Below are 13,106 nucleotides of genomic sequence, written 5' to 3'. Positions count from 1 at the left end.
CTACTTCCGTCGCAGATGTTCGTCCAATCTGGGCATTATTTCCACAAAATTGCAGGGGCGATGCCGGTAATCGAACTGTTTTTCCAAAATCCCATCCCACGCATCCTTGCAGGCCCCCGGGCTGCCGGGCAATGCAAAAAGGTATGTTCCCCCCGCAACCCCCCCGGTTGCACGGGACTGCACCGCCGAAGTGCCGATTTTCTCCATCGAAATGATGGTGAAGACAGTAGCGAATGCGTCGATCTCTTTTTCGTACACGTCCCGATGCGCCTCGACGGTCACGTCCCGCCCCGTCAGACCCGTTCCACCGGTCGAGATCACGACATCGATCTGTTCATTAGCCACCCATGCCCGCAACTGATCGGCGATCTGGTCGCGCTCATCCCGGATGATCTGGCGATCCGCAACAACATGGCCCGCTTTTTCGATCCGGTCCACCAATGTCTGCCCCGAGCGATCTTCGTCCATCGATCGGGTATCCGAAACGGTCAGAACGGCAATTCTGACGGGGATGAACTCCTTGGTTTCGTCAATGCGTGACATCTTGCGTCAGGCCCTTTCCATCATGACAAGCCGGATCGCGAGGGCGGAATATATACCCCCTGTGACCCAACCAAAAATACGCGAGGCGCGCGGGTTGCCGATCAGCACCTTGCCTGCCCCGCCGGCAAAAATTCCGACCAGCCCGTTTACCAAGAACCCGCCAAACGCGATGATCAGCCCAAAGATCAGGAACTGCACCAGAACCGATCCCGCAGTCGGGTCGACGAATTGCGGTATGAACGCCAGCACGAACAGAATGACCTTGGGATTGGTCAGGTTGACCAACATCCCATCCCGAAATGCCATGCGCGTCGACCGCATAGGCGCATCCCCTGTCGAAGCGCCGTTCCGGACCGCTCCCCAAGCCAGAAACATCAGGTAAGCGGCACCCATCCAGCGGATCACTTCGAAAAGCCAGGGCAGCGCCGACACCGCAGCGCCCAGCCCAAGCCCTGCCAGCAGCACGTGAATCATCGAACCCACGGACACGCCGGCGCTTGCCGATACCGAAGGCCACGCCCCGGATCGCAGCCCTTGGCCAAAGCAGAACATCATATCAGCACCGGGCGTCAGGTTCAGTGCCAGTGCCGCTGGAACAAAGACCAGCAAAGTCTGGAATTCGATCACGCATCCACCTCAAACCAACTTGGCATCGGGCCCAGATTGGCCAAATGCGTTCGCCCCAAGGACCCGCGATAGCCCCAGCTTTCATGCACATGACCGAAGAACGCAAATCCCGGCTGAAGGCGTTCCACCGCATCCCGTATGGCAGTCGATCCGACCGAAAGGCCTTGCGATGTCTGATCCCCATACCCTTTGGGCGGAGAATGAACGATCAGGACATCAGCCGTTTCACACCGGTCGAGCATCTCGGTCGCCTCACCTTCCGTCAGGTCACAGGACCAGTCTCCGAACGGGGTCGGTGGTACGCCATAGCCAAGACCAAACAAGCGCAAGCCGTCTATGGTCATGCCAGATCCGTGCAGGACATGAACACCGTCCGGGGCCGCATTGCCCAGCTCTTCTAAACTTTCCGCGTTTCCCGGGATCAGGACCAGCGGGGCCGAAATGCCGGACAGCATCTGCATCGCCTTGTCCAGCCCCTGACGCGAATTGCAATAATCACCGGCACCGATGACAAGATCAGCCTCGGCGCTGGCGGCAACAAGATCGGCTGCCCGGTTGCGCGCCATGTGCAGATCAGAGAATGCCAGAACTTTCATGTTGCACCTCGCAGCCGCGCTTTCAGGTCCAGCAGATCCGCCCAGGCCTGCCGTTTCATCTGCGGTTGTCGCAGCAGGTAAGCCGGGTGGAACATCGGAATCACTGGCAGATCCATTGCCTGATCCCATTTGCCGCGCAGGCGGGTGATGCCGCGTTTGCCCAGCACCGCCTGACAGCTGATATTCCCCATCACAACCAGAACCTCGGGTCTGGCCAGGGCCACGTGGCGTTCCAGAAACGGCTTCATCATCCCGATCTCTTCGGGCTTGGGGTCGCGGTTCTGCGGGGGCCGCCATGGCAGCACATTGGTGATATAGACATTCTCGCGACGATCCAGATCAATTGCCGCCAGCATCCGGTCCAGCAACTGACCCGCACGGCCGACAAAGGGTTTGCCCTCGCGATCCTCATCGCGACCCGGCGCCTCGCCGATGATCATCACGCGCGCGCCGGGGGTCCCGTCGGCAAAGACCAACTGCCGCGCACCGCGCTTGAGCTCGCAATGCTCGAACGCGTCCATCGCTGCGCGCAGCTGATCCAGCGATCCCGCGCCCCGTGCTGCGGATCCCGCGATTGCTACCGGGTCCAAATCGCTGGGCTTAGCCGGGGCGGCGGGGGGCGTTTCCGGTTTCCTGGGTTTGGCCGTGGTGTCGGGCAACGCGTACCGGTCAACCGGCACATCACCGATTGCCTCGGTCACACCCAGTTCGATCTGCCATTCCAGCAGCGCCCGCGCAGAATAATAGTCCAAGCCCGATTCCATAGGGATAACTTACCCGCCTGAGGGCTGAGGGAAAGCGAATAGGGCTTGATCGGTCGCTCTGTCGCGCCGACCATCGGCATGCGATGCTCAGATTTCTGCGATTCCTCATCATTGGATTAGTGCTGGTTGTCACCGATGATCCGGCATGGGCCACATTTCATGACAAACACGGGCAATGCCGTGCGGGTCAGTTCAAATGCGGCAGCACATGTTGTTCAGGCGGGCAAAGATGCAGTTTTGATGGCCATTGCATTCCACTGGGCGGCACCTATTGCGGCGGCGGGCGCAGTTGCGGTCCGTTCGAACGCTGCGTTGCCGGTGGACTCAGATGTGCGCCCGCAGGCCTGAACAAATGCGCATCGCGGCTGGATTGTCCGGGCGACAGTTTCTGCAATGGCCGTGGCGAGTGTGAACGAAGCGCACCCGAACTGGATACGACGCCACCGACCACATGCGCTGATGGCAGAACCTGCGCGCGCGGTTCGGCCTGCCTGCCCGGCGGGGGCTGCTCGCGTCCGGGGTGGTTCCTGTGCGAGGAAACCGGATCACAATGCCGCCCCGGTTTCAAATGCTCGGCGCATCAAGGCTGCGTACCGATCAAGGCCATCGACTGCGGTTATGGAAAGTGGTGCAAGCCGGGCGAGCAATGCCTGCCCGAAGGCGGCTGCGAAAAACTGCCTGAGGGTACGGAACCTTAGGTTGCCTTGCGCCGCCCGGCTTCTTATAAGCGGCGCGATTGTCAGACAGGAGCCCGCCCATGCGTTTCGCCCATCGTCACCTTCTTGGCATCGAGCATCTGTCGCAATCCGATATCACCGACATTCTGGATCTGGCCGAGACCTATGTCGACATGAACCGCCAGTCGACCAAGCATTCGGACGTTCTGTCGGGGCTGACCCAGATCAACATGTTCTTCGAAAACTCGACCCGCACGCAGGCCAGTTTCGAACTGGCGGGCAAGCGTCTGGGTGCGGATGTGATGAACATGGCGATGCAGGCCAGCTCGATCAAAAAGGGCGAGACCCTGATCGACACCGCGATGACGCTGAACGCGATGCACCCGGATCTTCTGGTGGTGCGGCACCCGCATTCCGGCGCGGTCGATCTGCTGGCGCAAAAGGTCAATTGCGCCGTTCTGAACGCCGGTGACGGCAAACATGAACACCCCACGCAAGCCCTGCTGGACGCCCTGACCATCCGTCGCGCCAAGGGCCGCCTGCACCGGCTGAACATTGCCATTTGCGGCGATGTCGCCCATTCCCGCGTCGCCCGATCGAACCTGATCCTGCTGGGCAAGATGGAAAACCGCATCCGCCTGATTGGCCCGCCGACGCTGGTGCCCGCGCAATTCGCCGAGTTCGGGGCCGAGATCTATGACGACATGAATGAGGGCCTCAAGGACGTTGACGTCGTCATGATGCTGCGCCTTCAGAAAGAGCGGATGGATGGCGGGTTCATCCCCTCGGAACGCGAATATTACCACCGCTACGGGCTGGACGCCGCAAAGCTGGCGCAGGCCAAGCCGGACGCGATCGTGATGCATCCCGGCCCGATGAACCGCGGGGTCGAGATCGACGGCACATTGGCGGACGACATCAATCGATCCGTCATTCAGGAACAGGTGGAAATGGGCGTCGCCGTCCGCATGGCCGCGATGGATTTGCTGGCGCGCAACCTGCGCGAGGCCGCATGAGCGATCTGACCGTCGCCCCCCACGAACGCGGCGTTCTGCGCCTGTTCACGCTGGACATGCGCCCGGAAGAGGCGAAGTTCCTGCGCGAACCGGGTGCCGCCGATCAGGTGCTTGGGGTCGACGGGCTGGATTCCAGCCATATCGATATTTTCCCGGTCTCCGACCTCGAAGACCTTGGGCTTTACGGCTATCTGACCGAAGGCTGCGGCGTGTCTGCGGACCAGCTGGACCGGAACGCTCTGGCCTCTGTCGACGGTTGGGTCATGGTCGTTCGCAGCGCGGCTTTCAACGGGCACCCGGCGACGCTGAACCCCGATCCGCGCCTGCGCCTGATCGGCCTGTTCACGGAAGAGGCCACGAACTGGACCGGGGGGATCATCGAAACCGAAAGCGCCAAACCCTTTTCCGCCCCGCAAACCGCCACAGCAAGTGACACCCCCCGCCGCGTCGGATCTGCCATTCTCGCACTGGTCGCGCTTGTGGTCATCGGAGGCATCTTATGGCTGATCCTGTGATCTTCGCCCCGGACAAAGGGGCCTATATCCGCACAAATGCATGGCTGGCTGCTGTGGCCATGGCCGGTGCAATGGCCGTGCTGTGGCTGATCGGCAATCCTTACGTCTGGACCGGAGCCCCAGCTGGCCTGGCCGCCATCGGCTTTCGCGCGTGGTATCTGGCCTCGGAAGAACTGGTCTCGAATTGGCAATTGTCAGACACCGCACTGACCGGTCCCGGCGGACGCAGCGTGCCGCTGAACCAGATCACCGCCGTGAATATCATGGGCAGCTTCGTCCAGGTTGTCACCAAAACCGGCGACAAGCATCTGATCAAATACCAGTCAGACCCGGCCGCCACCAAAGCCGCGATTGAAAGGGCGATGGGATGAGCGACGAATGGTGGCGCGAGAAGATACCAGAGGGCGAACAGGTTCTATGGTTCGGGCGGCCGCATAACGGTTTCTTCCCACCTCATCTGGGTTGGTCCTACAGGATTTTGATCGGCTCTGTCGGTCTGGCGTGGTTCGCCAGCCCGTGGATTGTCGACTCGGTGCGGGATTTCTGGAAGCTGATCAGTTGCACGGGCGTGCTGGCATTCGTGATGTGGGCGGACCGCTTTGTTCGCTCGCAACGCGTTTATGTTGTGACGCCGCAGAACGCGTGGCAAGTCAACAAAGAACTAAAAACCAAGAAACTTGAAATCAACCGGTTCCTGAATTTCCGCACTGTGCCCTCAGCGGTGGTTTTTAACCGCCACCCCTTTTTCAGATTCGACCATCTGCCCGACCCGGATGCCGCGTTGGCCGCGCTGACCCAAGCCCGAGAGACCCATACATGACCGCCTTGATCTTCACCAACGCCCGCCTGATCGACCCTGAAACCGGCACGGACAGTCCTGGCTGGCTGCACATTGCCGACGGCCTCATTCACGGCAAGGGCAACGGCGACGCGCCCGTTGCTGACACCCAGGTCATCGACTGCGGGGGCAAGTGCCTCGCCCCCGGCATCGTCGATATCGGCGTCAAGGTGTGTGAGCCGGGCGAACGGCACAAGGAAAGCTACAAATCCGCAGGCCTCGCTGCCGCAGCCGGTGGTGTCACCACCATTGTCACCCGCCCGGATACACTGCCCGCGGTCGATACGCCAGAAACGCTGGAATTCGCGACCCGGCGCGCGCAGGCGGATGCGCCGGTCAACGTGCTGCCGATGGCCGCGCTGACCAAGGGGCGCGAAGGGCGTGAGATGACGGAAATCGGGTTCTTGCAGGACGCAGGCGCCGTGGCCTTTACCGATTGCGATCACGTCATCACCAATACCAAGGTGTTTTCCCGCGCACTGACCTATGCGAAATCCTGCGGCGCGCTGGTGATTGCCCACCCGCAAGATCCGGGCCTGAGCCATGGCGCCGCGGCCACCAGCGGCAAATTCGCCGTCCTGCGCGGATTGCCTGCGGTCTCGCCCATGGCCGAGCGCATGGGGCTGGACCGTGACATCGCGCTGTTGGAAATGACGGGCGCGGCCTATCACGCCGACCAGATCACCACCGCCCGCGCCCTGCCCGCGCTGGAACGGGCCAAGCGCAACGGGCTGGACATCACTGCCGGCACCTCGATCCATCACCTGACGCTGAACGAACTGGACGTGGCCGACTATCGTACCTTCTTCAAGGTCAAGCCTCCGCTGCGGTCCGAGGATGACCGGCAGGCGGTGATCGAGGCGGTGCGCACCGGCCTGATCGACACGATCAGTTCGATGCACACGCCGCAGGACGAAGAAAGCAAACGCCTGCCGTTTGAAGAGGCCGCCTCGGGCGCGGTGGCGCTGGAAACGCTCTTGCCGGCGGCATTGCGCCTGTATCATGCCGACCAGTTGGACCTGCCGACCCTGTTCCGGGTGATGGCATTGAACCCGGCCAAACGGCTTGGTCTGGAAAGCGGCCGATTGTCGGAAGGCGCGCCGGCGGATCTGCTTCTGTTCGACCCGGATGTGCCTTTTGTGCTTGATCGCTTTGCCTTAAAATCCAAATCTCAGAACACGCCATTTGACGGCCAGCGGATGCAAGGTAAGGTCATTTCGACCTATGTTGCAGGTAAAGAAGTGTTCCGGAGTTCCTAATGCCCCCGATCGACAACTCGACCAGCGAACTGCTCCAGTGGGCGGTGGTTGGATATCTCATGGGCTCCATTCCCTTCGGCCTGCTGCTTGCAAAGGTCATGGGGCTGGGAAATCTGCGCGAAATCGGATCCGGAAATATCGGCGCAACCAATGTCCTGCGCACCGGCAACAAAGCCGCCGCGGCGCTGACCTTGCTGTTCGACGCGGCCAAGGGCGCGGCGGCGGTTCTGATTGCCCGTGCTTATGCCGGAGAAGACGCCGCGCAGATCGCAGCCCTTTTTGCCTTTCTGGGTCATTGCTTTCCCATCTGGCTGGGTTTCAAGGGCGGAAAAGGCGTGGCCACCTTTCTGGGCCTCTGGCTGGCGCTGGACTGGCGCGTCGGAGTTGCCTGCTGTCTCAGCTGGCTGGTGGCGGCGGCGATCTGGCGGATATCCTCGGTCGGCGCGCTGGCTGCGGCCGCGCTTTCAACGACCTGGGTGCTGGTTCTGACAAACGGACAATCCTTTATCCTTGGGATTATCCTGACCCTTCTGATCTATTGGCGTCACAGCACCAACGTCGCACGGATCAAGGCCGGGACTGAACCGAAAATCGGAAAGTCGTGACACCGCCGGACGCTTTCGTTTCCGCGTTTTTCGCGCTGCTCGAGGGCAGTTTTACAGGTACATCGGGGGATCGGCGCTATGTCGTCGTGCGCCAAAAGTTGGCAAAGGGGAAATCCCACAAGCTGGTTGCGCGCGAACTGGGCGGCACCGACTATATCAGCATGAACCTGTATCAGACACGCATCAGCGGCGCGCTGCTGAGACCTTGTGAAATGGCGGCCAGCAAAGTCATCGCGTTTGTTCTGGATTTTGAACCGGACGCGTAATGTCAGGCCTGAAATTTTGAACAGACGTTCCTCTCTGACGCACAATCACGATTCATTGTTTTGAACGTGATCCGCCTGCTTCCCAGATCGCTGTCGTGACGGTCAATTACGGGCCACACAGGACAACAATCCGGGGCCTTCGATCCGCACACAGACGAGGCTCCTTTCACGAAAGGTGGAACAATGAACAAGTTTAAATCTCTGATCGGTGGCGTCGCTCTGTCCGTTGCACTGGCAACATCCGCACTGGCCGCTGGGGTGGACATCAACGCAAGCTCGACCGGTCTGGCCATGCAGGGTTATGACCCGGTTGCCTATTTCACCGTCGGTGAAGCGACCAAGGGCGACTATCGCATCACCGCGCTACACGACGATGCGCTGTACCGTTTCTCGTCCGAGGAAAACAAAGCCGCCTTTGAAGCCAACCCGGAAGCTTACCTGCCTGCCTATGGCGGCTATTGCGCCTTCGGTACAGCCATGGGCTTCAAGTTCGACGGTGACCCGAACCACTGGAAAATCGTCGACAACAAACTGTACCTGAACTTGTCGAAAGACATCCAGGATCGCTGGGAAGGCGACATCCCGGGCTTTATCGAAAGCGCAAGTGCAAACTGGGAAAACATCGCGGACAAGACCCCTGCTGAATTGCAAAAGCAATAATCCGCCTAAATCTTCAGATGTGTCGGCGGCGGAGTGTTCCGCCGCCGCATATCGTTTGAAGACCTCTCGTTTCTTCCTATCTCATCAGTATCAGAAGTGCCCGATTTCAAAGGCCCCCCGGCGTGTCTATTCACGTTTCAGAGCCAGAATTCGGGCAGGGGTTCGTAGGTATCACTGATCCGATGACGTTCGCGGATCGTAACTGTCTGCATAAGTGAACCGAATTTCACTGGAGCAGAGTGACAATCGAAAGGAAATGAGATGACTTTGAAATTGGCTCTCATCACTACTGTCGCAACCGTGGTCGCGGGATCGGCAATGGCACAATCCTCGGGCAACTGGACCGGGTTTTATGGCGGTCTGCAACTGGGTTATGCCGATGTAGACACCAGCCTGTCCGGTGTCGATGGCGATGGCGCGATCGGTGGTATCATCCTGGGCTACGACTATGATCTGGGCGACTGGGTCGTTGGCGGCGGATTTGACTATGACTGGACTGACGTGGGCCTGTCCGGCGCCGCAACTGTCGAAGATGTCTGGCGGTTGAAGGCGCGCGCCGGCTACAAGGTAAACCCGCAAGGTTTGCTGTACGGCACGGCAGGCTACGCCGAAGCGGGCACCGACACCCTGGGCAGTGATGACGGGTGGTTCATCGGCGCAGGCTATGAACAGATCGTGGCCCCAAATGTGAGTATTGGCGGAGAACTTCTGTACCACGAATTCGATAACTTCAACGGAAACAATGTGGATGTCGACGCAACCACATTGCAGGTTCGTGTCTCTTACCGGTTCTGAACGGCACTCCGGATAAAGTTGAACCCGGCCTGACAGGCCGGGTTTCGCATCAAAGGTCCAGAATCGTACTGCCGGTCGTCTGCCGCGCTTCCAACGCGCGATGTGCATCGGCCACCTGATCCAGCGCAAAGCGCTGATCAATGTGGATCTTGACCTCTCTGCCCTCGACCTTGCCGAACAAGCGGCGTGCCATTGCCTGACAGATGGAGTGGTCCGCAATATGGGTGAACAAAGTGGGGCGGGTAATCTTGAGCGATCCTTTCTGGCCCAGAACACCGATATCGAATGGCGGCACCGGCCCTGAGGCGTTGCCGAAGGAAATCATCATTCCCAAGGGTTTCAGGCAGTTCAACGATCCGTCGAACGTGTCCGCCCCCACGGAATCCATGACCACATCCACACCCTTGCCTTTGGTGATCTCGGCCACCCGTTCGGCGAAATTCTCAGAGCGGTAGTTGATGCAATGCGCGGCCCCGTTGAACCGGGCGAGGCTGCACTTCTCATCGGTTCCCGCCGTGCCAATCAGAGTGATCCCTTCTGACTTCGCCCATTGACAGGCGATCAGTCCGACCCCACCCGCCGCTGCGTGGAACAGCACCGTATCCCCGCGTTTCAGCGGAGTGGTTCGGTGAAACAGGTATTCAACCGTCAAACCCTTCAACATCATTGCCGCAGCAGCGTCGAAAGAGATGCCATCCGGCAAAGGGCACACCTGTGCCGCAGGCATCACGCGGGCCTCGCAATACGCGCCGGGTGGGGCTGCGGCATACGCGGCCCGTTGACCGGGTTTCAGGTGCGTTACCCCTTCCCCGACGGCCTCGACGACACCCGCCGCTTCCATCCCCAAAGCATGGGGGACCTCCAGGGGATACAATCCAGTGCGTTGATAAACATCGATAAAGTTTAGACCGCAGGCATGATGACGGATACGTATTTCACCCGGTCCGGGGTCGCCCAATGGCCTGTCTTCGATCCGCAGAACCTCGGGCCCGCCGAATTCGTGCAATACCACCGTTTTCGCTGTTGTCTGCATCCTGACCTCCTCTTGCCTGACATCAAGCTAACATGACTGCGATGCGGAGCAATCGTCAGATATCAGAGTGTTGATCAGGATTCCGCCAAACTGTGCTATACTGCGATCAGGCGTTGTCGGCTGGTCCGGCCACGGACAACTTAATGCCGGATCCATTCCGCGGCGCAAATCTCGCCAGGAAAGGGGATGAAAATGGCTAAAACAATCGGAAATCCGATCAGTTGGGCAGCCCAGAATCTGGGGGCGGCCAGTGATCATGTCTCGGACAGCGTTTCAAAACTCGGAAGCGCGGATACCACGCATTTGCCGATGGTGCAGACATTGACGATGCAAGATCTGCGCGCCTGCCTGAAGGCGGGGTATCACGACTTTGTCGAAACACGGGCGGATGCCATATTCATTGTGCTGATCTACCCGATCGCGGGGCTTTTGATGTTCGGCTTTGCCCTGAACGTCAACATGGTGCCACTTCTGGCGCCTCTGGTCGCCGGTTTTGCCTTGATCGGTCCAGTCGCAGCTGTGGGGCTGTATGAGATCAGCCGCAAACGAGAACAAGGCAGCACGGTGCATTGGTTGGATGCGTTCGGTGTATTCCGCTCTCCGGCTTTCGGCGCAATTCTGGTTTTGGGTTTTTATCTGGTGATGCTTCTGCTGATCTGGCTGATGGTGGCGCAGAGCATTTACACGCATACAATGGGGCCAGAAGCCCCCGCGTCACTTGGCACTTTTGCCAAGCAGGCCGTCACTACGGTTGCCGGCTGGACCATGATGGTTGTCGGACTCGCCGTTGGGTTCGTGTTCGCTCTTTGCGCTCTGGCGATCAGCGTCGTCAGCTTTCCGTTGCTTCTGGACCGGCAAGTCGGATTGCCGGTGGCGGTCGTGACGTCGTTTCGAGTGTTGCGTCACAACCCCGGCGTCATCTTGACCTGGGGTTTCATCGTGGCGGCCCTTCTGTTTCTGGGTGCCGTGCCGATGCTGTTGGGCCTGATCATAGTGATGCCGGTTCTGGGCCATGCCACATGGCACCTGTACCGCCGCGCGGTTGCGTGAACGCGCGGGTCTGCCCCGCGCGCGCAGAGTTCAGCCCGCGACGTGCAGGACGATCTTGCCAATATGGCCCGAGCTTTCCATGCGTGCATGGGCGGCCGCAGCCTCGGCCAGATCAAATTCGCTGTCCATGACAGGCGCAACCTTGCCTGCCTCAAGCAGAGGCCAGACAGCTTCGCGCAGGTCCTGCGCAATCCGGGCCTTGGCCAGATCGCTTTGCGGGCGCAGGGTGCTGCCGGTCAGGGTCAGGCGCTTGACCATCATGAGGGCAAAGTTCAGCTCGACCACCGGGCCTTGCAGGAAGGCGATCTGGACCAGCCGCCCATCCTCGGCCAAAGCTTTGACGTTGCGCGGGATATAGTCGCCTCCGACCATGTCGAGGATCAGGTTTGCCCCGCCTTCGGCCCGCATGACGGCCACAAAATCCTCATCGCGGTAGTTGATCGCCCTTTCCGCACCCAGCTTGACGCAAGCCTGACATTTTTCATCCGACCCTGCGGTGGCAAAAACGCGGGCGCCAAAGGCATTGGCCAACTGGATGGCCGTCGTGCCAATCCCGCTCGAGCCGCCATGGACCAGAAATCGTTCACCGGCCTTCAGCCCGCCCCGCGTAAACACGTTGGACCAGACGGTGAAAAAGGTCTCGGGCAGGCAGGCCGCCTCTTTCATTCCCATGCCGGCAGGAACCGGCAGGCAATGGGCCGCAGGGGTGGCGACATATTCGGCATAGCCGCCGCCCGGCAGCAACGCGCAGACCTGATCCCCGACGGACAGTCCTTCGACCCCGGCCCCGACCGAGACCACTTCGCCCGAAGCCTCAAGCCCCGGCAGGTCGCTGGCACCGGGCGGCGGATCGTAAGCGCCCGCGCGCTGCAACGCATCCGGGCGGTTCACCCCGGCATAGGCCACTTTCAGAACGACCTGCCCCGCACCCGGTTCGGGAATCGGACGCTCGGTCAGTTGCAAAACATCGGGACCACCCGGTTCGGTGATCTCAACAGCGCGCATCATCTGGGTCATAGGCACCTCCTTTGCCCAATGCCTAGCAGGCATCAGGGCCAAGGCCCAGCATCAAGACGCGCTACTTTCGGGGGTTCAGCATTCCCGGAAGATCGGCCCGCATTTTGACCGGGGCCTTCACCTGACCTGCCAGCCAGTTCGGAACCGCCAGAAACGGTTTCAGCACCGGGTTGTCGCGCATCTGCGCCTTGAGCTTTTCAAACTCCATGACATTCGCGATCCGGCGATCCAGAAATTCCCACGTGTTCTGATGATCCGGGCTGTCATCACCCAGCCAGAACAGCAGGGTCGAGGAATAGACACCCGACAAAGTGGCCCGCTTCGTGTACCAGTTCACATCATCCGAGCTGTCGCCCAGCGCATCCCAGATCAGATCGCAGGTCTGCCAAACCGCCTTGGCACCGTCGGCCGCATGGGTTGGCAAAGAAAACAGCGTCATGCCCCGGCGCACCAGTTCTTTGTCCTCGACGGCCTGCAACCGGAACCGAACCGCAGCGGCAATCCTGTCGCGGAATTTCAGTTCGCTCAGGTCCTCGGACCTGATGCGGTCCAGCATCGCCTGATCCCCGCGCGCGTGGTAGGCCAGCGCCAGATCCACCGCGCCGCGCGGACAAATCGCGCGTGCCAGACCGTCATCCAGACCACAGTCGGAAATGGAGGCGCGGAAACTGGATTCCGACCACCCGTCGAAGGGAACATGGATCAGCATCGCATCCAAAAGCTGCTGTTTTGCATCTTCATATGTGGTCGTCATGGCGGTTCTCCGGTTGTCGGGCCCAGTACTAGACAAGTTAGAGCGGCTTTGCTATACGGCCAACTCCTGCAATTTCCTTGCAACTCTATCT

The 13,106-nt window shown here is 60.2% G+C and carries 18 protein-coding genes; 11 read left to right on the top strand and 7 right to left on the bottom strand.

Going from position 1 to position 13,106, the window contains the following annotated elements:
• The 4 genes from moaB to FIU92_RS00935 are packed head-to-tail and all read right to left on the bottom strand — an operon-like array spanning position 1 to position 2,530.
• Positions 1-543, bottom strand: coding sequence for a molybdenum cofactor biosynthesis protein B (gene moaB / locus FIU92_RS00950; RefSeq protein ID WP_152456776.1), 543 nt, complete (start codon positions 541-543; stop codon positions 1-3).
• Between the two features lie 6 nt (positions 544-549).
• A complete protein-coding gene (locus FIU92_RS00945) occupies positions 550-1,170 on the bottom strand; it encodes a LysE family translocator (RefSeq protein ID WP_152456775.1) in 621 nt (206 codons plus the stop codon).
• Complete coding sequence (locus FIU92_RS00940; protein WP_152456774.1) at positions 1,167-1,766, bottom strand: metallophosphoesterase; 600 nt, start codon at positions 1,764-1,766, stop codon at positions 1,167-1,169. The genes FIU92_RS00945 and FIU92_RS00940 overlap by 4 nt, the downstream gene beginning before the upstream one ends.
• Entirely contained in the window at positions 1,763-2,530 is a 768-nt protein-coding gene (locus tag FIU92_RS00935) for a uracil-DNA glycosylase family protein (RefSeq protein WP_152456773.1), read from the bottom strand. The genes FIU92_RS00940 and FIU92_RS00935 overlap by 4 nt, the downstream gene beginning before the upstream one ends.
• An 83-nt stretch (positions 2,531-2,613) precedes the next feature.
• Here FIU92_RS00935 and FIU92_RS00930 point away from each other — a divergent pair, with 83 nt between their 5' ends.
• From FIU92_RS00930 to FIU92_RS00885, 10 genes are all read left to right on the top strand, one after another.
• Positions 2,614-3,228 (top strand): scavenger receptor class F, member 2, encoded by a 615-nt coding sequence (locus tag FIU92_RS00930; RefSeq protein WP_152456772.1) that lies wholly within the window; start codon positions 2,614-2,616, stop codon positions 3,226-3,228.
• A 59-nt stretch (positions 3,229-3,287) separates the two neighbouring features.
• Positions 3,288-4,223 (top strand): aspartate carbamoyltransferase catalytic subunit, encoded by a 936-nt coding sequence (locus FIU92_RS00925; RefSeq protein ID WP_152456771.1) that lies wholly within the window; start codon positions 3,288-3,290, stop codon positions 4,221-4,223.
• Entirely contained in the window at positions 4,220-4,738 is a 519-nt protein-coding gene (locus tag FIU92_RS00920) for a hypothetical protein (RefSeq protein ID WP_152456770.1), read from the top strand. Before FIU92_RS00925 ends, FIU92_RS00920 begins: the two co-directional genes overlap by 4 nt.
• Positions 4,723-5,109: a hypothetical protein gene (locus FIU92_RS00915; RefSeq protein WP_152456769.1), complete on the top strand. Its 387-nt coding sequence runs from the start codon at positions 4,723-4,725 to the stop codon at positions 5,107-5,109. The genes FIU92_RS00920 and FIU92_RS00915 overlap by 16 nt, the downstream gene beginning before the upstream one ends.
• Positions 5,106-5,558: a hypothetical protein gene (locus FIU92_RS00910; RefSeq protein ID WP_152456768.1), complete on the top strand. Its 453-nt coding sequence runs from the start codon at positions 5,106-5,108 to the stop codon at positions 5,556-5,558. The genes FIU92_RS00915 and FIU92_RS00910 overlap by 4 nt, the downstream gene beginning before the upstream one ends.
• Positions 5,555-6,835, top strand: coding sequence for a dihydroorotase (gene pyrC, locus FIU92_RS00905; protein WP_152456767.1), 1,281 nt, complete (start codon positions 5,555-5,557; stop codon positions 6,833-6,835). The genes FIU92_RS00910 and pyrC overlap by 4 nt, the downstream gene beginning before the upstream one ends.
• Entirely contained in the window at positions 6,835-7,440 is a 606-nt protein-coding gene (gene plsY, locus FIU92_RS00900; RefSeq protein WP_152456766.1) for a glycerol-3-phosphate 1-O-acyltransferase PlsY, read from the top strand. The genes pyrC and plsY overlap by 1 nt, the downstream gene beginning before the upstream one ends.
• The gene (locus FIU92_RS00895; protein ID WP_152456765.1) at positions 7,437-7,706 is read left to right on the top strand and encodes a hypothetical protein; all 270 of its coding nucleotides are present in this window, start codon (positions 7,437-7,439) and stop codon (positions 7,704-7,706) included. Before plsY ends, FIU92_RS00895 begins: the two co-directional genes overlap by 4 nt.
• A 183-nt stretch (positions 7,707-7,889) precedes the next feature.
• Positions 7,890-8,366: a YHS domain-containing (seleno)protein gene (locus tag FIU92_RS00890; RefSeq protein WP_152456764.1), complete on the top strand. Its 477-nt coding sequence runs from the start codon at positions 7,890-7,892 to the stop codon at positions 8,364-8,366.
• Positions 8,367-8,627: 261 nt separating this feature from the next.
• The gene (locus FIU92_RS00885; RefSeq protein ID WP_152456763.1) at positions 8,628-9,161 is read left to right on the top strand and encodes an outer membrane protein; all 534 of its coding nucleotides are present in this window, start codon (positions 8,628-8,630) and stop codon (positions 9,159-9,161) included.
• A 49-nt stretch (positions 9,162-9,210) separates the two neighbouring features.
• Here the strand turns inward: FIU92_RS00885 and FIU92_RS00880 are convergent, their stop codons facing one another.
• Positions 9,211-10,194: a quinone oxidoreductase gene (locus FIU92_RS00880; RefSeq protein ID WP_152456762.1), complete on the bottom strand. Its 984-nt coding sequence runs from the start codon at positions 10,192-10,194 to the stop codon at positions 9,211-9,213.
• 192 nt (positions 10,195-10,386) lie between these two features.
• Here FIU92_RS00880 and FIU92_RS00875 point away from each other — a divergent pair, with 192 nt between their 5' ends.
• Positions 10,387-11,244, top strand: coding sequence for a DUF2189 domain-containing protein (locus tag FIU92_RS00875; RefSeq protein WP_152456761.1), 858 nt, complete (start codon positions 10,387-10,389; stop codon positions 11,242-11,244).
• Positions 11,245-11,274: 30 nt separating this feature from the next.
• Here the strand turns inward: FIU92_RS00875 and FIU92_RS00870 are convergent, their stop codons facing one another.
• Both FIU92_RS00870 and FIU92_RS00865 read right to left on the bottom strand, forming a co-directional pair.
• Complete coding sequence (locus FIU92_RS00870; protein WP_152456760.1) at positions 11,275-12,261, bottom strand: NAD(P)H-quinone oxidoreductase; 987 nt, start codon at positions 12,259-12,261, stop codon at positions 11,275-11,277.
• Positions 12,262-12,322: 61 nt separating this feature from the next.
• Positions 12,323-13,015, bottom strand: a complete 693-nt coding sequence (locus tag FIU92_RS00865; RefSeq protein ID WP_152456759.1) for a COQ9 family protein — start codon at positions 13,013-13,015, stop codon at positions 12,323-12,325.
• Between the last annotated feature and the right edge of the window lie 91 nt (positions 13,016-13,106).

This window comes from Ruegeria sp. THAF33, assembly GCF_009363615.1.
GTDB lineage: Bacteria > Pseudomonadota > Alphaproteobacteria > Rhodobacterales > Rhodobacteraceae > Ruegeria.
This window is presented reverse-complemented; position numbering and strand designations above follow the sequence as displayed.